The sequence below is a fragment of the Streptomyces sp. C10-9-1 genome (genome assembly GCF_024497955.1).
Taxonomy (GTDB): Bacteria; Actinomycetota; Actinomycetes; order Streptomycetales; family Streptomycetaceae; genus Streptomyces; species Streptomyces sanyensis.
Genome location: NZ_JANHKP010000012.1, coordinates 171,516 through 192,833, shown reverse-complemented (window position 1 = coordinate 192,833; position 21,318 = coordinate 171,516). Strand labels below are relative to the sequence as shown.

The following is a 21,318-nucleotide window of genomic DNA, read 5'->3' as shown; positions in this document are numbered from 1 at the left end:
GCAATTTTCTGATCGGTGATCGCCGTTCGGCCCACGCCTCCACCGCCCCTGATCCGCCCCGTCCCTCGTCCGCCGCCCCGCCCCGATGGAGCCCTCGTATGACACAGAGCACCGCTCACTCCGCATCCGGGTCCTCCCTGCCGCCTCCCAAGGAGCGGCGGAGGCTGCGCGAGGCGAAGTCGCTGACCGAGGCCCAGCTGGCCGCCGAGATGGGCGTCACCAAGGCCACCATCCGGTCCTGGGAGACGGGGCGCACCACCCCGCGGGGACGCAAGAGGGCGGCCTACGCCAAGGCCCTGGCCTCCTTCGCGGAGGAGGCGCCGACCGCGCACCCCGCCGGGGCGGGCACGGCCCGGGCGGCCGCCCGGAGCGCGGCGGCCTCCGTGACGGCGGGGACGGAGGCGGCCGGGGAGCCGCCGCACGACCAAGGGACGGAGGCGGCCGGGCCGGCACCGGGGCCTTCCGCGCGGCAGGGGGACGGCGGCGGGGACCGGGCCGGCGCCGGGGCGGAGCCCGGCGCCGGGGGCACGGACGGCGACACGGCAGCGGGGACCGCCGGGAGGGCGCCGGAGGCGGACACCGGGGACGGCGCACGCGTCCCGGAGGGCGAGGGGAAGGACCCGTACGCACCCGGGGGCGGTGGCGACGGCGACGCGGCGCAGGGCCGCACCCCCCGCGCCCCGGCCGCTGCCCCCGAGCGGGGCGACCGCGCCGATCCCGGCGACGGCGACAGCGACAGCGACGAGGATCGGGCGGCCCGGGAGGTGTCCCCGGTCGCCGCCAGCCCGGAGGAGGCGTTCGACCAGTTGTACGCGCGGGCCGCGGACGCCCTGGTCCGCCAGACGCACGTCCTCACGGCACGCCGCGGGCTGGCCCATGCCGCCGTGGAGCAGGCCTTCCAGCTGGCCTGGCACCGCTGGCCCGAGGTGGCCGTCGACCGCGACCCCACCGGCTGGGTGCGCGCCGCCGCCCACGACTACGCCCTGTCCCCGTGGCAGCGCCTGCGCCCCGCGCACCGGCACCCGGACGAGCCCCCGGCGGACCCCGGCCACCGGGAGCTGCTGGAGGCCCTGCACACCCTCCCTCCCGTGTACCGGCGCACCCTGCTGCTCTACGACGGCCTGGGGCTCGACCTGCCCGATACCGCGGCCGAGACCGAGGCCAGCACCCCCGCGGCGGGCAACCGGGTCCTCCACGCCCGCCAGGCGGTGGCCGAACGGCTGCCCCACCTCGCCGACACGGTCCGGCTCCAGGAGGCGCTGCGCGTCCTGGCCGACGGCGTCCCGGCACCGCTGCCCGCCCCGGGGCCCGCCGTGCGCACCGGTTGCGAGCGGCGGGCGGAGCGCTGGACCCGGGTGGTCGTCGTGGCGACGGCCCTGATCGTGGCGACCACCGGGGTGGCCCTGCTGACCTCGCCCCGGCAGTACGAACCGCCGGTCCCCCCGAGCCGCCAGGTCGAGGGCGTCCCGGCCCCCCACCCGGGGCCGCAGAAGCTGAGCGCGAAGGAGAAGAAGCTGCGCGACCGCCTCCGGGCCGACCCCGCGGCGGGCCCGGCACGGCTCACCCCCGGACTGGGCTGACGGCACCCGGACGTGCGGCGGGCCCCGGGACGGGGCCCCGGCCTCGTGACAGGCGCGAGGGCCCGCACCCGGTGCTCCGGGTGCGGGCCCTCACGGGTGCCGCGGCTTCGCGCCGCGGCGCGGACTCAGCCCGCCAGGATGGCGCGGGCCAGCTTGGCCGTCTCGGTCGGCGTCTTGCCGACCTTGACGCCCGCGGCCTCCAGGGCCTCCTTCTTGGCCTGGGCGGTGCCGGAGGAGCCGGAGACGATGGCGCCGGCGTGGCCCATGGTCTTGCCCTCGGGGGCGGTGAAGCCCGCGACGTAGCCGACGACCGGCTTGGTCACGTTGGCCTTGATGAAGTCGGCCGCACGCTCCTCGGCGTCGCCGCCGATCTCGCCGATCATGACGATCAGGTCGGTGTCCGGGTCGGCCTCGAAGGCGGCGAGCGCGTCGATGTGCGTGGTGCCGATGACCGGGTCGCCACCGATGCCGACCGCCGAGGAGAAGCCGATGTCGCGCAGCTCGTACATCATCTGGTAGGTCAGCGTGCCGGACTTCGACACCAGGCCGATGCGCCCGGGCTTGGTGATGTCGCCCGGGATGATGCCGGCGTTGGACTGGCCCGGCGTGATGAGACCGGGGCAGTTGGGTCCGACGATGCGGGTCTTGCTGCCCTTGGACTTCGCGTAGGCCCAGAAGGCGGCGGAGTCGTGGACGGCGATGCCCTCGGTGATGACGACCGCGAGGGGGATCTCCGCGTCGATGGCCTCGACGACGGCGGCCTTGGCGAAGGCCGGCGGCACGAACAGGACGGAGACGTCGGCGCCCGTCTTCTCCATCGCCTCGGCGACGGAGCCGAAGACCGGTACCTCGGTGCCGTCGAAGTCGACGGAGGTGCCGGCCTTGCGGGGGTTCACACCGCCGACGATGTTGGTGCCGTCGCCCAGCATCAGCTTGGTGTGCTTCATGCCGGTGGCGCCGGTCATGCCCTGGACGATGACCTTGCTGTCCTTGGTCAGGAAGATAGCCATGGTTCTACAGTCCCTCTTCCCTTACTTGGCCGCAGCGGCGAGCTCGGCGGCCTTGTCGGCCGCGCCGTCCATGGTGTCCACGCGCTGCACCAGCGGGTGGTTGGCGTCGGAGAGGATCCTGCGACCCAGCTCCGCGTTGTTGCCGTCCAGGCGGACGACCAGCGGCTTGCTGACCTCCTCGCCCTTCTCGGCGAGGAGCGCGAGGGCCTGGACGATGCCGTTGGCGACCTCGTCGCAGGCGGTGATGCCGCCGAAGACGTTGACGAAGACGGACTTGACGTCCGAGTCGCCGAGGATGATCTCCAGGCCGTCGGCCATCACCTGGGCGGAGGCGCCGCCGCCGATGTCGAGGAAGTTGGCGGGCTTCACGCCGCCGTGGTCCTCACCGGCGTAGGCGACGACGTCGAGGGTCGACATCACCAGACCCGCGCCGTTGCCGATGATGCCGACCTCGCCGTCCAGCTTGACGTAGTTGAGGTTCTTGGCCTTGGCCGCAGCCTCGAGCGGGTTGGCTGCGTCCTTGTCCTCCAGCGCCTCGTGCTCCGGCTGGCGGAAGTCGGCGTTGGCGTCCAGGGAGACCTTGCCGTCGAGGGCGATGACCTCGCCGCCGGCGACCTTGGCGAGCGGGTTGACCTCGACGAGCAGCGCGTCCTCGGCGACGAAGGTCTTCCAGAGGGTCACCATGACCTCGGCGACCTTCTCGGCGACCTCGGCGGGGAACTGCGCCTGGGCGACGATCTCGCGCGCCTTCTCGATCGAGACGCCCTCGTTGGCGTCGACCGGGACCTTCGCGAGCTTCTCGGGGGTCGTCGCGGCGACCTCCTCGATGTCCATGCCGCCGGCCACGGAGGCCATGGCGAGGAAGGTGCGGTTGGTGCGGTCGAGCAGGTAGGAGACGTAGTACTCCTCGACGATCTCCGGAGCGGTCTCCGCGATCATCACCTTGTGGACCGTGTGGCCCTTGATGTCCATGCCCAGGATGTCGGTCGCGCGGGCGACGGCCTCGTCCGGGGTGGCGGCCAGCTTCACGCCGCCGGCCTTGCCGCGGCCGCCGACCTTGACCTGCGCCTTGACGACCGACTTGCCGCCCAGCCGCTCCGTCGCCTCGCGCGCCGCCTCAGGCGTGTCGATGACTTCACCGGCCAGCACCGGTACACCGTGCTTGGCGAAGAGGTCCCTCGCCTGGTACTCGAACAGGTCCACGCGCGTCCGTCCCTTTTCTGAAGATCGCGGTTCGTTGTCTGCGTGGGCGTGCCGCGAAGGGCAACGTGACGAGCGCTGTCACAAGGGAGGCACACACGGTGTCCGTGGGCGCGGCATGTCCGCCTGGCAGGTTATCCCCGCAGCAGGCGCTGCCCTAAATCGCAGATCACACCCGGGCGGTGATTACGGTCACAGCCCGGCGCCCGCTCCCGGGCGCCGCCGGCCCGCGCGCACACCGCCCGCGCACCCGCCCGGGTCCGCCGGAGGCGGGCCGCCGCCCCCCGCTCCGGACCGGCGCGCGCACGGCCCCGGGCCGGGCGCGGGCCCGGCCGCTCAGCCCCCTGACGGGACGGGCAGCGGCCGCTTCTCGATGGCGGCCGCCATCACCTCGGGGAAGTGGTCCGGGGTGCAGGCGAAGGCCGGCACCCCCAGCTCGGCCAGCGCCGCGGCGTGCTCCCGGTCGTACGCCGGGGTGCCGTCGTCCGAGAGCGCGAGGAGGGCCACGACCTGCACGCCGTCGGCGCGCATCGCCGCGACCCGGCCCAGCATCCCGCCGGGTATGCCGCCCTCGTGGAGGTCGCTGACGAGGACCACCACGGTGTCCGCCGGGCGGGTGACGAGGCCCTGGCAGTAGGCGAGTGCGCGGTCGATGTCCGTGCCGCCGCCGAGCCGGGTGCCGAACAGCACGTCCACCGGGTCGCCCAGATGGTCCGTCAGGTCGGCCACCGAGGTGTCGAAGGCGACCAGCCGGGCCCGGACCGAGGGCAACGAGGCGAGGACGGCCCCGAAGACGGAGGCGTAGACCACCGAGGCGGCCATGGACCCCGACTGGTCGACGCACAGGACGACCTCCTTCCGCGGCCCCTTCGACGCCCGCCCGTAGCCGACGAGCCGTTCGGGCACGACCGTGCGCTGCTCCGGGAGGTAGGTGCGCAGGTTCGCCCGGACGGTGCGGTCCCAGTCGATGTCGCGGTGGCGCGGGCGGCGCGTCCTGGCCGAGCGGTCCAGCGCGCCCGAGAGCACCGAGCGGGTGCGGGTGGCGAGCCTGCTCTCCAGGTCCCGGACGACGGCGCGCACCACCGCGCGCGCCGTCTCGCGGGTCTGCTCGGGCATCGCCTGGCGCAGGGAGAGCAGTGCGCCCACGAGGTGGACGTCCGCCTCGACGGCCTCCAGCACCCCGGGTTCGGCCAGGAGCCGGGCGAGACCGAGCCGCTCGATCGCGTCGCGCTGCATCACCCGGACGACGGGGCTCGGGAAGTAGGTGCGGATGTCGCCGAGCCAGCGGGCGACGGACGGCGCCGAGGCGCCCAGTCCGGCCGAGCGTGCCGGTCCGCGTCCGTCGTGCCCGGGGGGCACCCCGTAGAGCGCGGCGAGCGCGCCGTCCGCGGCCGCGTCGGGCCCGGTGGGGCGGTGGCCGGTGCCGTCCTCCGCCTCACCGCCGAGGACGAGCCGCCAGCGCCGCAGCCGCTCCCCGTCCTGTCCCGTCCCGCTGCCCGGCGTGCTCATCCGGTCGCCTCCGCGTGCTCGTGGTGCCCGGCGCCGGCGGGGCCGGCGGCGGTGCGGTCGGTCCCGAGCAGCAGGTGCAGCACGGGCAGGACCGCGTCGGCACGGTCCGCGTCGGTGGACGCGCCGAAGCCGTCCGGCGGGAGGGCGCCGGGGGTGCGGCCGACGGCCGCGGGCCCGCGGCCCACCAGCTCCCCCAGGGAGCGCCGCACGCCCGCCTCGTAGGCGGCGAAGGTGCGGCGCAGCAGCGGCAGCACGGCCGTGAAGGCGTCCGGCGGCACGCTCGCCAGCCAGCCGTCGACGAGGGCGAGCAGGCGTTCGTCGTGGAGCAGCAGGAGCCCGCCGCCGGACGCCCCGCCCGCGAAGCCCTCGATCCAGCCGGCCGCCTCCGCGGGCGGTGCGGCCCGGGAGAGGGCGAGCGCCATGGCCCGGGCGGCCTCGCCCTCGGCGAGGTGCCCGCCGTCCAGCAGGAGCCGGAAGGCCCGCCCGCGGATCTCCCCGGGGACGGTGTCCCGCGCCGCGAGTCCGCGCAGCACGGTCCACCAGCGCCCGGTCGTCCCGCCCTCGCCGGGCAGCAGCCCGACCGCGGTGTGCACGGCGTCGATCCGGGCGCGCATCGCGGCCGCGGCCTCGGCGCCCAGCCCGGTGCAGGCGGGGGGCAGGCCGACGCAGACGCGCTCGGCGAGCCCCGTCGCCGCGCGGGCGAGCGCGGCGGTGTCGGTGGCCCGCACGTCCCCGTAGCGCAGGGAGCGGGCGAGCGCCGGGAGGGCGTCGGCGAGCCGCCCGACGTCGCTGTCGAGTGCGGCGCGGTCGGCGAGGGCGGACACGACCACCGGGAGGGCGTCGGCGAGACCCCCGAGCAGGCACTGCTCCACGAGCCCGGCGACCTGGTGGAGGGAGGCCGCCGCCCGGGCCGATGCCACCGCCCGGGCCGAGGCCGCCTCTTCCACGGTGGTGCCCCAGACACCCGCCTCGGCGACCTTCACCGACAGCTCGGGCCGCCAGCGCACGCTCCAGGTCTCGCGGAAGGTGCCGGTTCCGGCGCGTCCGGCCGCCGGTTCGCCCCAGTCGACGCCGAGCAGGCGCAGCCGGTGCAGCAGGCGGCTGCGTGCGGCGTCGTTGTCGCGGCGGAGGTCGAGCTCCAGAGTCCGCCCGGCCGCCTCGGGGCGGAGCCGGAGGCGGCGCTGGAGCCGGGTCAGGTCGCGCTGGAGCGGGACGGCCGGGGCGTCCTCGGGGACCTCGCCGAGGACGTCGCCGACCACCAGCCGGTCCGCCACGAGCCGCAGGGGGAGGTCGGAGCCGTCGCACATGACGGCGCGGACGGCGTCCGTGGTCTCGCCCAGCCCCGCCAGCGGACGGCCGCGGACGGCGGCCAGGGCGTCGGCGAGCCGGACCGCCTCGATGACCTCCGCGGGGGACACGGTCCGTCCCTCCTCCCTCAGGAGCCCGGCGACCCGGGTCATCCACCGCTCGACCGGCCGGTCCGGCGCCGTGAAGAGGTGGCCGTACCAGCCGGGCGAGGTCACCCCGGCGCCGTAGCCGGAGGAGCGGGCGAGCCTGCGGTGCGTCCACGGCACCCAGCCGGCCTCCGTGCGGACCCTGGGCAGGCCCTTCAGCAGGGCGCGGTCCGCGCCGACGGGGACCGTGCGGGCGAGGGCGGGGACGTGCCAGGCCCCGCAGACGACGGCCACCGCGTCCCCGAACTCCCTGCGGGCGGCGCGCAGCGAGAGGCGCATATGGGCCTCGCGGAGCGCGTCCCGGGGACGGCCGCCGTCTCCGTGCGCCTCCCGCAGGGCCGACATCGCCTCCCCGAGGGCGGCGAACGGCGCGAGCGGGTCCCCGGCAGCGCCGCGGTGCTCGACGACGTCCTCCCACCAGCGTTCGGGGTCGTCGTGGCCCGCGGCGTGCGCCAGGGCGCGCAGCGGGTCGATCCGCGCCGCCTCCCGCCCGTGCGCACCCCCGCCGCCGACCTCCGCCCCCGCGGCCTCGTCCGCCGCCAGCAGATGGGCGGCGGGCAGGTCGACGAAGCGGACCGGCACGCCGCGGGCGAGTGCCCAGCGGATCGCCACCCACTCGGGGCTGAAGGCGGCGAACGGCCAGAACGCCGAGCGGCCCGGGTCGTTCGCCGCGTGGACCAGCAGCGCGACGGGGGGCCTCATCCCCTCGGCCGCTGCCAACGGCAGCAGGGCGTCGCCCTCGGGCGGCCCCTCGACCAGCACCGCGGGCGGGTCGGCTGCATCCAGCGCGGCCCGCACGGCGCGGGCGGAGCCCGGCCCGTGGTGCCGGACGCCGAGGAGCAGGGGGCCGGTCACCCGTCCGCCTCGCGGCAGGCGCGGTAGAGGTCCTTCCACCCCTCCCGCTCGCGCACCACGGTCTCCAGGTACTCCTGCCACGCCGCACGGTCGGCCGCCTGGTCGCGGACGACCGCGCCGCGGAGCCCGGCGGCCAGGTCCCGGGGGCGGAGCACTCCGTCCCCGAAGTGGGCGGCGAGCGCCAGACCGCCGGTGACCACGGAGATCGCCTCCGCCGTCGACAGCGTGCCGGAGGGGGACTTGAGCCGGGTGCGGCCGTCGGCGGACACGCCCTCGCGCAGCTCGCGGAAGACGGTGACCACCCGGCGGATCTCCTCCAGCCCCCCGGAGGAGGGCAGGTCGAGCGAGCGCCCGATCTGGCCGACCCGCCGGGCCACGATGTCGACCTCCTCCTCCGGCGTCGCGGGCAGCGGCAGGACCACGGTGTTGAAGCGCCTGCGCAGGGCGCTGGAGAGGTCGTTGACGCCGCGGTCCCGGTCGTTGGCCGTGGCGATCAGGTTGAAGCCGGGGACCGCCTGGACCTCCTGGCCGAGCTCCGGGATCGGCAGCGTCTTCTCGGACAGCAGGGTGATCAGGCCGTCCTGGACGTCGGCGGGGATGCGGGTGAGCTCCTCCACGCGGGCGGTCATGCCCTCGGCCATGGCCCGCATCACCGGGCTGGGCACCAGGGCCTGACGGCTCGGCCCCCGGGCGAGGAGCCGCGCGTAGTCCCAGCCGTAGCGGACGGACTCCTCCGGGGTGCCGGCCGTGCCCTGCACCAGCAGCGTCGAGTCGCCGCTGACCGCCGCCGCCAGGTGCTCGGAGACCCAGGTCTTCGCCGTGCCCGGCACACCGAGCAGCAGCAGGGCCCGGTCGGTGGCGAGCGTGGCGACGGCGACCTCGACCACACGCCGCGGGCCCACGTACTTGGGCGTGATCACCGTGCCGTCGGGGAGGGTGCCGCCGAGCAGGTAGGTGGCGACGGCCCAGGGCGACAGCCGCCAGTTGGGCGGGCGGCGGCGGTCGTCCCGGGCGGCGAGCGCGGCGAGTTCGGCGGCGAAGGCCTCCTCCGCGTGCGGGCGCAGCACTCCGCCCGGGGCCGGCTCGGCGGCCGCCGGGGTGTCCGGCGCGGTGGCGGGCACGGTCATGGATCCCCCTCCAGATCGTTCGACCCGTTGCGCGTTCCACGGTGCACCACGCCACTGACAATCGGCTCCGCCGCCCGGGGCGGCCGGTTCCGGGGGCCGCGGGCGGCCTCTCCGGGGGAGGGCGGGAGCGGCGTGCCGCAGGGGGCGGCCGCCGGCCTCGGCTCTCGTGCGGGCGCGCCGACCGCCGCTCGGAAGCGGGCCGTCCGGGGCGGACGCGGCAGGGCCGGGGGCGTTGTCAGTGGGGGGCCCTAGCGTCGGGGGCATGCTGCGACCCAACGGGGAAGCCCCCGGACAGGAGGTGCGCCGGACTCCCGGACGGGGGCACCGGACGGCCCCTGACGCCGCCTCGGACCAGGCCTTCGGACCCGCCGACCCGAACGCCTGGTCCGGGGCGGGCCGCGACGCGGCCGGGGTGCTGTGGGGGCTCTGCGGGCAGGGGGGCGCACCCGGCGTGCGGGTCGTCGTCGACACCGCCGCCGAGGCGGCGTGGTGCGCCTGCGCGGCTGCGGAACCGCCGTGCGGGCACGTGCGAGGACTGCTGCTGCTGGGGTCCGCAGGGCCGTCGGCCCTTCCCCGGTCGACCGCCCCGGGCTGGGTCGCCGAGCGGCTCGGGGAGGGACTCGGCGCGCTGGACGACGGCCGGGCCGGGGGCGCTTGCCCGGCGGGCGCACCGGCCGGCGGCTCCGGGCGGACGGCCGAGCGGGAGGCCCGCAGAAGGGCCGAGCGGCGCGCGGCGCGCATCACGGCGGGGGCGAGCGAACTGGAGCAGCGGCTCGCCGACCTGCTGCACGAGGGGCTGGCCTCGGCGGAGCGCTCCGGGGGCGTGCTCCGGGAGGAGGCGGCCGCGCGGATGGTCGACGCCCAGGCCCCCGGACTGGCGGCACGCGTAAGGGAGTTGGGGGACCTGCCGGGCTCGGGCCCGGACTGGCCGGTACGGCTGCTGGAGGAGTGCGCCCTGCTGCACCTGCTGAACCGGGCCTGGCTCGGCCGGGACCGGCTGCCCGGGCCGCTGGCGGCCACGGTCCGCACCCGCGTCGGTCTGCCGTCCGCAGCTGACGGAACCCCGGTGGCGGACTCCTGGCTGGTCCTCTCTCAGCAGGACGCCTCCGCGGGCGGCCTGACCACCCGGCGCATCTGGCTGCACGGCCGGGAGTCGGGACGCGCCGTGCTGCTCCTGTCGTTCGGGGCGGCGGGGCGCAGCCCCGGTCTGTCGCTCCCGGTCGGCCGGGTGCTGCGGGCCGAGGTGACCCCGCACGGCGGATCGGGTGGGCTGCGGGGCGAGTTGACGGAGCCGCACGGCCCGCCCACGGCCGCCGGCCGGCCGCCGCCCGGCGGTACGTCCTGCGCCGGGGCGGCCGCGGCCTACGGCAGGGCGCTGGTGGACGATCCCTGGGCGGAGTCGCGGCCCGTGATCCTCGGCCCCGTCGTCCCGCTGCCGGTCGGCGACGGCTGGCAGCTGGCCGACGGGGAGGGCGCGGACGCCCTGCCGATCACCCCGGCGGCCGCCGCGGGCCCCGGGCTGTGGCGGCTCGTCGCACTGGCGGGGGGCCGGGCGGTGACCGTCTTCGGCGAACTCGGGCACCGGGGGTTCGTCCCGCTCGCGGCCTGGACGGACCGGTCCGCGGAGGTGGTGACCCTCACCTGATCCCGCACGTCCGGCCCGCCCCGGGCCGGTTGCCCGCACCCGGTACGCCCGATGGAGGACGCCATGCGCCGGACCGCCCCGGCCTCACCCTGGGAGCAGCTCGTGGTCTCCGCGCTGCTCGGCACGGCACGCCGCCCGCCGCCGCCGGAGCTGGTGGCGCCCGGTCCGCGGGCGCCGCTCGCCCTGCTCGACGCCGCAGCGCTCCGGACCGTGCGCCGCAGGGCGGGGCTCCGGCCGGGTGCGGCCGCCGGGGAGCGCCCCGCGCCCGCCCCCGAGGACTCCCGGCCCCCGCTGCCCGTGGCGGCGCGGGAGAGGCTGGCCCGGCTCCTCGCGGACCGCTCGGCGCCCTCCGGACCGGGGGGCCGCCGGGGTACCGCACCGGACCTGACGGAGCTGCTGCCGCAGTGGCTGTCCGCGGCCAACGCCCGGGGCTACCGGGCCCCTGCCCCCCTGCTGCCCGCACTGCTGGAGGCCGGGCGCGCCCGTACCGACCTGCGGGCGCAGGTGCTGGTCCTCGCCGGTCCGCGCGGGCTGTGGCTCGCCCGGCTCAACCCCGCATGGCGGTACGCCCTGCGGGCGGGCTCGCCCGCCTTCCTCCTTCCGGGGGCCGAGGCCCCGGAGGCGGTGCGCCGGCTGTGGGACGAGGGGCTGTTCGCCGAGCGCGCCGCCCTGCTGGTCTCGCTGCGGCGGCACGACCCCGGGGCGGCGCGCGCCCTGCTGGAGTCCACCTGGGCGACCGAGCGCGCGGAGGACCGGCTGATGTTCACGGACTCCCTGCGCGCGGGCCTCTCGGCCGCCGACGAGCCCTTCCTGGAGCGGGCGCTCCGCGACCGGAGCCGCACGGTGCGCGCGACGGCGGCCGAACTCCTCTCCGCGCTCCCGGAGTCGGCCTTCGCGGCACGGATGGCGGCCCGCGCCGTGCCCTGCGTGGCCATGGACCGCACCGGCTGCGGGGAGGCCGTCCTGGTCGAGGCGCCGCACGAGTGCGACGCCGCCATGCAGGCGGACGGCGTGGTTCCCCACGCCCCCTCGGGCCGGGGGGAACGCGCCTGGTGGTTTGGCCAGTTGGTGGAGTGCGCGCCGCTGGCGGTCTGGACGCCGCGCCTCGGAGGGCGCAGCGCGCGGGAGATCGTGGCCCTGCCCGTGCGCGACGGCTGGGCCGAGGAGCTGCACGCCGCCTGGTGCCGGGCGGCTGTCCGGCAGCGCGACGCGCCGTGGGCGCGGGCGCTGCTGGGAGAGCCGGCGTCGCCGCCGTCCACCGGCCCGGGAACGACCTCGCAGGCGGAGCGGGCGGCCTTGCTGGCGGTCCTGCCCGCTGGGGAGCGGGCGCGCTGGACGGGGTCGTTCATCGCCGCGCACGGGCTCTCGGAGGCGTTCCAGCTGCTGGGTGCCTGCGAGGTGCCGTGGGCGGAGCCGTTGGGCCGGGCGGTCGTGGACGCCCTGGACATCGCACGGGACGCCGGGAGCTACCCGTGGAGCTTCAGCGGGGTGATGGGGCTCGCCGAGCGGTGCCTCGACCCGGCCGCGGCCCGGCAGCTTCAGGCGCTCACGGCGGTGCCGGACGAGGGTGAGGACGCCTCCCCGGGGGCGGGTGGCTACTGGTCGGAGGCCTTCCGGCGGCTGGTCTCGACCCTCCGCCTGCGGGCCGCCATGCACGAGGAGCTCTCCGGGGCGGAGGGCGGCGGTCCCGGCCCCGGTGCGGTCGCCGCGCTGGAGGAGCGGGGCGCCGGCGCCCCGGACGGGCGGGGGGCCTGAGGTCCGGCGCCGCCGGTGCGGCCGCACCCGTGCCGCCGCCGGTGCGCGGCCGCGGCACGGGTGCGGCGGGCGGGTCCGCCCGGGAGGGGCGGCGGGGAGGCACCGGTGCCGGGTGCGGGAAGGAGAGGAGTGCGGCGGCCCGGACGGGGCGGGCGGGAGCACGGGCACGGGGCGGCCGGTCGGGGCCGGACGGCGGGGCGCACGGGGGCCCGGCAGGTTCGGCCCGTGCCTCCCTCCGGCGCACGCGGCCCGCGCCCGCCGGAGGGAGGCACCGGTTTCGCGGCAGCGCCCGTCCAAGAGGCCCGGGCGGCCCGGAGCGGCGGTGACGGCCGTCGCGTGCCCCGCGGCTCCGTCCCGGCCGCCGCCCCGGACGACGGCTACGCGGCCGCGCGCACGTTGGCGTTGACCCAGTCGACGATCGCCGAGGTGGTCGCCCCCGGGGTGAAGATCTCCGCCACGCCCTTCTGCTTCAGGGGCGGGATGTCCTCCTCCGGGATGATGCCGCCGCCGAAGACCTTGATGTCCTCCGCGTCGCGCTCCTTCAGCAGCTCGATGACCTTCGCGAAGAGCGTGTTGTGGGCACCCGAGAGGATGGAGAGGCCGATCGCGTCGGCGTCCTCCTGGATCGCCGTGTCGACGATCTGCTCGGGTGTCTGGTGCAGCCCCGTGTAGATGACCTCCATCCCGGCGTCGCGCAGCGCCCTGGCGATCACCTTGGCGCCGCGGTCATGGCCGTCGAGCCCCGGCTTGGCCACCACGACACGGATCGGACCCGTCACACCCATCTCAGCCTCCACATACCGTTGCGCCGCCTCCGGCACGGGTTCCGCGCCCCGGGACGGGCGCGGCAGGCGGACGCGGAAGTGAACGAACGTTATCTTCCGGTGTCCAGCATCCCGCAAGCCGCCGTTTCGCGGTGCGCCGGGAGGGGGAAATCACACCTGGGACATATTTCACCGAGCTCCGTGCCGGTACCGGGCACCGCACACCCCCCACATGTGTGGACCCGCGGCACGGTCGCAAGGGGAGCCGCCGCAGGTCCGGAGCCTGCCGAGCCACCGCGCCGCGAGCCGCACGGCACGGCGGCCGGCAGCTCCGGACCACCGACGCGCCGTGCGCCCCCACTCAGGGCGCACGGGGCAGAGCCGCCCCCGCCGCGCCGGTCGGGAGGTCGCCGTGTCGGCTCCGTCATCCCCCTCGCAACCGCTTCCGCGGCCCCTTCCCCTGCTCCCGCCTCCACTGCGCCCCCTCGTCCGCTCACTCCCGGCCGCCCCGCCCGACCTGGCACGGGAGATCGCCGCCGGGGCGGCACGGTGCCTGCGCGGGCTGGGCCGGTTCCGTCTCCCGGCCGACCTGCTGCGCGCCACCACCCTGGAGCTGCTCGTGCTGGCCGGACACGTCGCGCTGTACCCCTCCGGCCTGGCACCCGAGCGGCCCCGCCCCGGGCGGGGCCCCGGCGCGGGCGTGCCGGGCCCCGGCGCGGACGGGGACGGCACCGCGCACCCGGCGGCGGGCGGACCGGCGCAGCCGCCCGGCAGCGGCCCGGAGGCCGGGGCCCTGCACACCCTTCCGCCGCTGGCGGCCGGCGGCACCGCTCCCGCCCTGCTGCTGCACGGCTTCGCGGACAACCGCTCGGTCTTCGTCCTGCTGCGGCGGGCACTGGCCCAGGACGGGCAGCGGGAGGTGCGCTGCCTCAACTTCTCCCCGCTGACCCGCGACATCCGGGCGGCGGCCGAGCTGCTGGGCCGCCGCGTCGAGGAGATCTGCGCCCGGACCGGGCATCCCCGGCTGGACGTCGTCGGCCACAGCCTCGGCGGGCTGATCGCCCGCTACTACGTGCAGCGCCTCGGAGGCGACCGGCGTGTGCGCACCCTGGTCACCCTGGGCACGCCGCATGCGGGTACCTCGGTGGTACCGCTCGCCGGGGTCCATCCGGTCGTGCGGCAGATGCGTCCGGGGTCGGAGGTCATCGAGGAGCTGACCCGGCCCGCACCGGGCTGCCGCACGCGGTTCGTCTGCTTCTGGAGCGATCTGGACCGGATCATGTCCCCGGTGGAGACGGCCCGCATCGTCCACCCCGACCTGCTGGTGGAGGACGTGCCGGTGCGGGGGATCGGCCATCTCGCACTGCCCGTGCATCCGGCCGTGACCTCGCGCGTCCGCGAGGCGCTGGCGCCCACCGGGGAACAGGGGGCCTGCGGCGCGGCCGGACGCGGCGGGACGGCGTCGGTCGCCTGACCCGCCCCAGGCCCGGCGCGCCCTCGGAACCCGAGAGTCCGCACATGGGCGACCGCTTATCGAACACGTCTCGAACGTAGGGCCAAAGCTCTGCCCACCGTCCACCGAAAGACGGCTGAATGCCCGTTTCCCGGGCAGCCGGAGGGCCCCGAAGATTGTCGGCATCGCATACCGCCGGGTACAGTCGCGCCACTGCGTCACCCCGGGAAGCCGAGCGCCAGGGCCCCCGGTTGCAGGTCCTGCTGCCGAGGCGAGAGAGAAGTTGGTGAACGACCAGCACGCCCACGCCGGGTACACCGAGCACACCACCGGCAGCTATGGCTCCGACCCGCTTTTCGGGTCGTTCCCCGAGGACTACGCATCCGGCCACAGCGGCCAGTACGACTCTTCCCAGTGGAGCACCGGCGCACACCCGTCAGGCGGGTACGACGCCTACGCCTCGGCCGGCGACCCGTCCCAACTGCCGCAGTACGAGGGCCAGTACGGCCAGTACGCGCCGTACGAGGGCACCGGCCAGTGGGACGCGGGGGCCTGGAACCAGGCTTCCGGAACCGGCCAGTACGAGACCGCGGCGGCCGCCTTCCCCCACGACGCGACGGCCCCGTGGCCCTCCCCCGCCCCGGGCGGCACCTACGAGACCGGCGCCTACGACGCCACCGCCTGGAACTCCGCCGCCGACCCCGCGGCCGCCCAGGAGGGCCTGGTCCCGCAGCAGTACACGCCGGACCAGCAGTTCGCCGCATACGACGCCCCCCAGGGCGAGTTCACCCCGGGCACGGGCCCCGAGGGAGCGGCCGTACACCCCGGAGCGTACGAGGAGTACGCCGTCGGCCACGAAGGCGCCTACACCGCGTACGGCACCACGGCCTACGACGCCCACCCCGGCTACGAGCCCACGGCCGTGTTCGAGGCCGCCTCCTACGACGCCGCGGACACCGGCTTCGAACCGGACGGCCACGGCGCCGAGGCACCCGCCTACGACCCCGGCGCCGAACAGGCCGCCCTCTACGAGGCCCAGGACCCGTCCGGCCACGAGGCCGCCCACGGCGAAGCCGTCCACGAGGCCGCCGCGCCCGCTGAGAACGGGTACGAGACCGAGGACGACGCACCGGAGAGCGACGCGCCGGAGCTCGACCAGCACAACGCCCTCACCCAGACCATGACCGCGGTGCCCGTGCCCCCCGCAGCGGCCCGGCCGGCCCGCCGGTCCGGAGGCGGCCGCGGACGGCGCCGGACCCCGGCGAAGCGCTCCGCGCTCCTGACCGTCGCGGTGCCCTCCGTCTGCGTCCTCGGGGCCGCCGGTATCGCCGCCGCCTCCGTCGGCGACCTCGGCAGCACCGAGCAGAAGGACGACAAGGCCACCCTGGCCGCGCCCGACCCGGCGTCCGCCAAGGCCGTCGCGGCCAACAGCAAGATGGACACGCAGCTGGCCGCGCTCAGTGCCGACGCCCGCGACTTCAGCGACCGCGCCTCGCGCACCCAGGAGCGGATCGACCTCAAGGCGCGCCAGGCCGCCGAGAAGAAGAAGCGCGAGGAGGAGGCGGCCCGCCGCGAGGCGATGCGGCCCAAGTTCGTGCTCCCGGTCAAGCAGGACGGGCTGAGCGCCTACTACGGCCAGTCCGGTGTCAACTGGATGTCCCTGCACACCGGAATCGACTTCCCCGTCCAGTACGGCACACCGGTGATGGCCGCCACGGACGGCACGGTCCGCACCCAGTGGAACAGCGCCTACGGCAACATGGCGATCGTGACCGCCCCCGACGGGACCGAGACCTGGTACTGCCACCTCAGCACCACCAAGATCCGCAGTGGATCGGTCAAGGCGGGCGACGTCATCGCCTTCTCGGGCAACTCCGGCAACTCGACCGGTCCCCACCTCCACTTCGAGGTGCGTCCGGGCGGCGGCTCGGCGGTCGACCCGCTCGCCTGGCTGCGCAGCCACGGCCTGGACCCGACCTGAGGCCCGGGGGGCCGCAGGGCCCCCGCCTCGCCGTCCCGGTCCGCCCCCGGCGGACCGCCCAGGCGGTGGTGCCGTGCCCCGGGAAGCCCGGCGCGGGCTCCCGCGCACCGTGCGCACCCCTCCACCCACCGGCTCGCGAGCCGGCCGGGCAGCCGCCCTCCGCCGTGCTCCCTGTCCGCGGCCCGCGGGGGGCCGGGAGCGGTGCCGCGCACATCCGGCCCGTGCGGGGCACCGGCCTCGGCCCTCTCGGCGCCCCGGCCGGTGTCAGAGCTTCTCGACCGGTGCGTACCGCAGCAGCAACCGCTTGGGCTTGTCGTCGCCGAAGTCGATCGTCGCCTGCGCCTCCGACCCCGAGCCCGTCACCCCGACCACCGTGCCCAGGCCGAACTGGTCGTGCGTGACCCGGTCGCCCACCGCCAGCGAGACCACCGGCTTGTCGCCGGTGCGGCGGGTGGCGAACCCGGAGGCCTTGCCGCGCGACCGGGACGAGGAGAGCGACGAGGCGACACCGGACGTCGGCCCCGCCGGCGCGGCCATCGGCCCGGTCCGCTTCCACTCCAGGTGGGCGGCGGGGATCTCCTCCAGGAACCGGGAGGGCGGGTTGTACGCGGGCTGGCCCCAGGCCGAGCGCATCGCCGACCGCGTCAGGTACAGCCTCTCGCGGGCCCGGGTGATGCCGACGTAGGCGAGCCGCCGCTCCTCCTCCAGTTCCTTGGTCTGCCCGAGGGCCCGCATGTGCGGGAACACGCCGTCCTCCATGCCCGTGAGGAAGACCACGGGGAACTCCAGCCCCTTCGCCGTGTGCAGGGTCATCAGCGTGATGACGCCGGAACCCTCCTCGTCCTCGTCGGGGATCTGGTCGGAGTCGGCGACGAGCGCCACCTGCTCCAGGAACTCCGCGAGGGTGCCGGTACCGTCGCCCTCGGCCCGGTCCTTCTCGAACTCCAGCGCCACCGCCGCCAGTTCCTGGAGGTTCTCGATACGGGTCTCGTCCTGCGGGTCGGTCGACGCCTGGAGCTCGGCCAGGTAGCCGGTGCGCTCCAGCACCGCCTCCAGCACCACGGCGGGCCCGGCCCCCGACTCCGCGATGGTGCGCAGCTCCTCCATCAGGACGTTGAAGCGCTTCACGGCGTTGGCCGAGCGCGCCGCCAGGCCGTAGGCCTCGTCCACGCGCCGCAGCGCCTGCGGGAAGGTGATCCGCTCGCGCAGTGCGAGCGCCTCGACCATGGCCTCGGCACGGTCCCCGATGCCCCGCTTGGGGACGTTGAGGATGCGGCGCAGGGGCACCGCGTCCTCGGGGTTGGCCAGCACCCTCAGGTAGGCGAGGACGTCCCTGACCTCCTTGCGCTCGTAGAAGCGCACCCCGCCGACCACCTTGTAGGGCAGGCCGACGCGGATGAAGACCTCCTCGAAGACGCGGGACTGGGCGTTGGTCCGGTAGAAGACGGCGACGTCCCCCGCCTTCGCCTCGCCCGCGTCGGTGAGCCGGTCGATCTCCTCGGCGATGAACTGCGCCTCGTCGTGCTCGGTGTCCGCGACGTAGCCGGCGATCCGCGCGCCGGCGCCCGCGTCCGTCCACAGGTTCTTCGGACGGCGGGACTCGTTGCGCTCGATGACGGCGTTGGCCGCCGACAGGATCGTCTGGGTGGAGCGGTAGTTCTGCTCCAGCAGGATCGTCGTCGCCTCCGGGTAGTCCTCCTCGAACTGGAGGATGTTGCGGATGGTCGCACCGCGGAAGGCGTAGATGGACTGGTCCGCGTCGCCGACGACGCACAGCTCGGCGGGCGGCAGGTCCTCGTACCCCTGCCCGACCAGCTCCCGTACCAGGGTGTACTGGGCGTGGTTGGTGTCCTGGTACTCGTCGACCAGGACGTGGCGGAAGCGGCGCCGGTAGTGCTCGGCCACGTCCGGGAAGGCCTGGAGCAGGTGGACGGTGGTCATGATGATGTCGTCGAAGTCCAGGGCGTTGGCCTCGCGCAGCCGCGCCTGGTACATCCGGTACGCCTCGGCGAGCGTCTTCTCGAAGCCTCCCCCGGCGCCTTCGGCCTGGGAGGCGCCCCCGGCCGCCCGGTCGGCGAAGGTCTCCTCGTCGACCAGCTCGTTCTTGAGGTTGGAGACCTTGGCGCTGAACGACTTCGGCGGGAACTTCTTCGGGTCGAGGTCCAGGTCCCGGCAGACCAGGGCCATCAGGCGCTTGGAGTCGGCCGCGTCGTAGATCGAGAACGACGAGGTGAAGCCGAGCCGCTTGGACTCGCGGCGCAGGATCCGCACGCACGCGCTGTGGAAGGTCATCACCCACATGGCGTTCGCCCGAGGGCCGACAAGCTGGCCGACGCGCTCCTTCATCTCCCCGGCGGCCTTGTTGGTGAAGGTGATCGCCAGTATCTGGCCGGGGTGGACGTGACGGGTGCCCAGCAGGTGGGCGATCCGGTGGGTGAGCACGCGCGTCTTGCCCGACCCGGCGCCCGCGACGATGAGCAGCGGGGATCCGGTGTGGACGACGGCGTCCCGCTGCTGCTCGTTCAGCCCCTCCAGCAGCACCGAGGGATCGACGGCGGGCCGCGGGGCGCCGTCGCGGTAGTACCCGTCCCGGGCCGGCGGCACGTCGTACGCCCCCTGGAAGAGGTCGTCCGGGATCGGCTCGGGGGCCGCGTCCTCGGGCGGCGGGGGGTGCTCCTCCCCGTGCGGCTCCTCCTCGGGAGGCTGGAGGCCGGTCAGGAAGCTGTCGTCAAAGAGGCTGCTCATCGCCTACCGAGTCTAGGCCGCCCCACCGACACTCCGGGACGGCTTCCACCGGCCGGACGGCACCGCACGCGGGCAGGGGCGGATCGTGCACGCCGGGTGACCGGCCGGATCCGGCGCGGGACCCCGGCACCCCCTCTCGAAAAAGGTCACGGAAATGTATCGGACATATCGAACATCAACCTTCACAGGGTGCTCACGTATTGGCTAGCGTGCTCGACCAGACGGCCCGCTCCCCTCCCGGCGAACCGCGCCGAACGGGTCGACTACGCCGAATCCGGGCCTGCCGCTGGGCGGTTCGGAGCCGGGGACCCACTCGATGCACGACCGGGGTGAATCGGGCCGCGCCGCGCGCTGCCCGTAGGGCGTCTTCCGTTCGCCCGAACCCGACAGCTAACCCGGTAGGCGGTCCACGGAAGAAGGAGATGCCGGCCTTGGCGTCGCATCGCAGGATCCGCAGCCGCAGCACCAAGCCCTCCCCCGCCGTCGGGTTCACCACGGCCGCCCTCGCCGGGGTCACGCTGCTGTCGGGACAGAGCGCCTCCGCCGCACCCGGTGAGCCCTCGCCCTCCATCGAGGAGGTGCAGAAGAAGGTCGACGACCTCTACCGGCAGGCGGGCAGCGCCACGCAGGAGTACAACAAGGCCAAGGAGGCCGCGACCGAGCAGCGGCGCGAGGTGGACACCCTGCTCGACGAGGCGGCCACGCGGGCGGACAGGCTCAACGAGTCCCGGCGCGCGCTCGGCACCTTCGCCGCCGCGCAGTACCGCACCGGGGCGGTGGCGCCGACCGCGGCGCTGATGTTCGCGGAGAGCCCCCAGGCCTACTTCGACCAGACCCGCCTGATGGACCGGATGACCGACCAGCAGCAGCAGGCGGTCGCCGACTACGAGACCCAGCGCGCCGAGGCCGCCGAGCAGCGCGCGGAGGCGGGCAAGCGCCTGGAGGAGCTGAGCGCCTCCCAGGAGGCACTGCGCACCAGCAAGCAGAACGTGCAGGCGAAGCTGGCCGAGGCGCGGTCCCTGCTGTCCCGGCTGACCGCCGAGGAGAAGGCGCGGCTTGCGGCCCTTGAGCGCGAGAAGGCCGAGGAGGCCCGCCGCAAGGCGGAGGAGAAGGCCAGGGCCGAGGCGGAACGGGCCGAGGCCGAGCGGCAGGCGGCGGAGGAGGCCGAGGCCGCCCGCGAGCGGGAGACGGCACAGGAGACGGCGCAGCCCCCGGCGCAGGACGCGGACCCCGGGAGCGGGACCGTGGACGGCGGGTACGCGGCGAAGGCCGACAAGGTGATCGACTTCGCCCGCGCGCAGATCGGGAAGCCGTACGTCTGGGGGGCCACCGGACCGAGCTCCTACGACTGCTCGGGCCTGACCCAGGCCGCCTGGAAGGCCGCGGGGGTGGACCTGCCCCGCACCACCTGGGACCAGGTGGAGGTCGGGACCCGGGTCGCCACCCAGGACCTGCTCCCCGGGGACCTGGTCTTCTTCTACGACGACATCAGCCACGTCGGCATCTACATCGGCGAGGGCATGATGATCCACGCACCGAAGCCGGGCGCCAACGTCCGCGAGGAGTCCATCTACTCCATGCCGGTCTACGGCAGCGTCCGCCCGGCCTGAGCCCGGCAAGGACCGCGGCGGGGGCGGCAGGAGGCCGCCCCCGCCCGCCGCGTCCGCCGGAAGGGGGCCGGGCCGGAGCGGGGCTCAGGTCCAGAGCGTGGCGATGAAGATGTTCGCCGTGGTCAGCGCGCCGACCGCGCCGAAGAGGGCCTTGTCCACCCGCTCCTCGTCCCGCTTGACGTAGACCAGCCCGAGGACCACCACCAGCACCGCCAGCTTCACGGCGATCTTGACGTTGTCGACGGGCCGGTCGTCCGCCTGGTTCAGCCCCACCAGGGCCACGCCGGTGACCAGCATGGTCAGCGCCCCGTGGAGCATCGCCGGCGTGAAGCGGGCCGTGCCCGCGCCCATCGCCTTCATCTGGGTCAGGAAACCGCCCAGGAGCGCGGCGATACCGATGACGTGCAGGGCGACGAAGACATTGATGAGTACGTCCATACGGCGGAGCCTATGCGGCCCATACCACCGGATCCCGACCGGGTCGCCCCCGTCCGCGGCATCGGTCCGCGGGCTTCCGTTCCCGGTCCTTCGGCGATCCGCTCCGGCCGCGGGACGAAGCACGGAGAGAAGGCTTCGGGCAGTTCCGGTCGGCGCTGCCTCCCGCGGCGGCGGCGAGGTCTAGCGTCCAGC

Annotated in this window: 14 protein-coding genes and 1 riboswitch; of the genes, 6 read left to right on the top strand and 8 right to left on the bottom strand. The window is 75.7% G+C overall.

The window, feature by feature from the left end:
- Positions 1-98: 98 nt before the first annotated feature.
- The gene (locus tag NPS70_RS19095; RefSeq protein ID WP_256525515.1) at positions 99-1,580 is read left to right on the top strand and encodes a helix-turn-helix domain-containing protein; all 1,482 of its coding nucleotides are present in this window, start codon (positions 99-101) and stop codon (positions 1,578-1,580) included.
- Between the two features lie 125 nt (positions 1,581-1,705).
- Here the strand turns inward: NPS70_RS19095 and sucD are convergent, their stop codons facing one another.
- From sucD to NPS70_RS19070, 5 genes are all read right to left on the bottom strand, one after another.
- Positions 1,706-2,590: a succinate--CoA ligase subunit alpha gene (sucD, locus tag NPS70_RS19090; protein ID WP_256525514.1), complete on the bottom strand. Its 885-nt coding sequence runs from the start codon at positions 2,588-2,590 to the stop codon at positions 1,706-1,708.
- A gap of 21 nt (positions 2,591-2,611) precedes the next feature.
- A complete protein-coding gene (sucC, locus tag NPS70_RS19085) occupies positions 2,612-3,793 on the bottom strand; it encodes an ADP-forming succinate--CoA ligase subunit beta (RefSeq protein WP_256525513.1) in 1,182 nt (393 codons plus the stop codon).
- A gap of 333 nt (positions 3,794-4,126) precedes the next feature.
- Entirely contained in the window at positions 4,127-5,299 is a 1,173-nt protein-coding gene (locus NPS70_RS19080; RefSeq protein WP_256525512.1) for a VWA domain-containing protein, read from the bottom strand.
- Entirely contained in the window at positions 5,296-7,647 is a 2,352-nt protein-coding gene (locus tag NPS70_RS19075) for a DUF5682 family protein (RefSeq protein WP_256525511.1), read from the bottom strand. Before NPS70_RS19075 ends, NPS70_RS19080 begins: the two co-directional genes overlap by 4 nt.
- Complete coding sequence (locus NPS70_RS19070; protein WP_256525510.1) at positions 7,605-8,735, bottom strand: AAA family ATPase; 1,131 nt, start codon at positions 8,733-8,735, stop codon at positions 7,605-7,607. Before NPS70_RS19070 ends, NPS70_RS19075 begins: the two co-directional genes overlap by 43 nt.
- 262 nt (positions 8,736-8,997) lie before the next feature.
- On the opposite strand from NPS70_RS19070, the gene NPS70_RS19065 reads away from it, so the two are divergent.
- Both NPS70_RS19065 and NPS70_RS19060 read left to right on the top strand, forming a co-directional pair.
- On the top strand, positions 8,998-10,380 hold the full coding sequence (locus NPS70_RS19065) for an SWIM zinc finger family protein (RefSeq protein ID WP_256525509.1): 1,383 nt from the start codon (positions 8,998-9,000) through the stop codon (positions 10,378-10,380).
- 63 nt (positions 10,381-10,443) lie between these two features.
- Positions 10,444-12,135, top strand: a complete 1,692-nt coding sequence (locus NPS70_RS19060) for a DUF5691 domain-containing protein (protein ID WP_256525508.1) — start codon at positions 10,444-10,446, stop codon at positions 12,133-12,135.
- Positions 12,136-12,512: 377 nt separating this feature from the next.
- Here the strand turns inward: NPS70_RS19060 and NPS70_RS19055 are convergent, their stop codons facing one another.
- Complete coding sequence (locus NPS70_RS19055; RefSeq protein WP_256525507.1) at positions 12,513-12,920, bottom strand: cobalamin B12-binding domain-containing protein; 408 nt, start codon at positions 12,918-12,920, stop codon at positions 12,513-12,515.
- A 508-nt stretch (positions 12,921-13,428) separates the two neighbouring features.
- Here NPS70_RS19055 and NPS70_RS19050 point away from each other — a divergent pair.
- Entirely contained in the window at positions 13,429-14,373 is a 945-nt protein-coding gene (locus NPS70_RS19050) for an alpha/beta fold hydrolase (RefSeq protein WP_256525568.1), read from the top strand.
- Between the two features lie 265 nt (positions 14,374-14,638).
- Positions 14,639-16,333, top strand: a complete 1,695-nt coding sequence (locus NPS70_RS19045; protein WP_256525506.1) for a peptidoglycan DD-metalloendopeptidase family protein — start codon at positions 14,639-14,641, stop codon at positions 16,331-16,333.
- A 264-nt stretch (positions 16,334-16,597) separates the two neighbouring features.
- Here the strand turns inward: NPS70_RS19045 and pcrA are convergent, their stop codons facing one another.
- Positions 16,598-19,078, bottom strand: coding sequence for a DNA helicase PcrA (pcrA, locus tag NPS70_RS19040; RefSeq protein WP_256525505.1), 2,481 nt, complete (start codon positions 19,076-19,078; stop codon positions 16,598-16,600).
- A 256-nt stretch (positions 19,079-19,334) separates the two neighbouring features.
- Positions 19,335-19,499, top strand: a riboswitch (cyclic di-AMP (ydaO/yuaA leader).
- Position 19,500: 1 nt separating this feature from the next.
- On the opposite strand from pcrA, the gene NPS70_RS19035 reads away from it, so the two are divergent.
- Complete coding sequence (locus tag NPS70_RS19035; RefSeq protein ID WP_256525504.1) at positions 19,501-20,688, top strand: C40 family peptidase; 1,188 nt, start codon at positions 19,501-19,503, stop codon at positions 20,686-20,688.
- A gap of 84 nt (positions 20,689-20,772) precedes the next feature.
- On the opposite strand, the gene NPS70_RS19030 is transcribed toward NPS70_RS19035, so the two are convergent.
- On the bottom strand, positions 20,773-21,126 hold the full coding sequence (locus NPS70_RS19030) for a hypothetical protein (protein ID WP_256525503.1): 354 nt from the start codon (positions 21,124-21,126) through the stop codon (positions 20,773-20,775).
- Positions 21,127-21,318 lie beyond the last annotated feature (192 nt).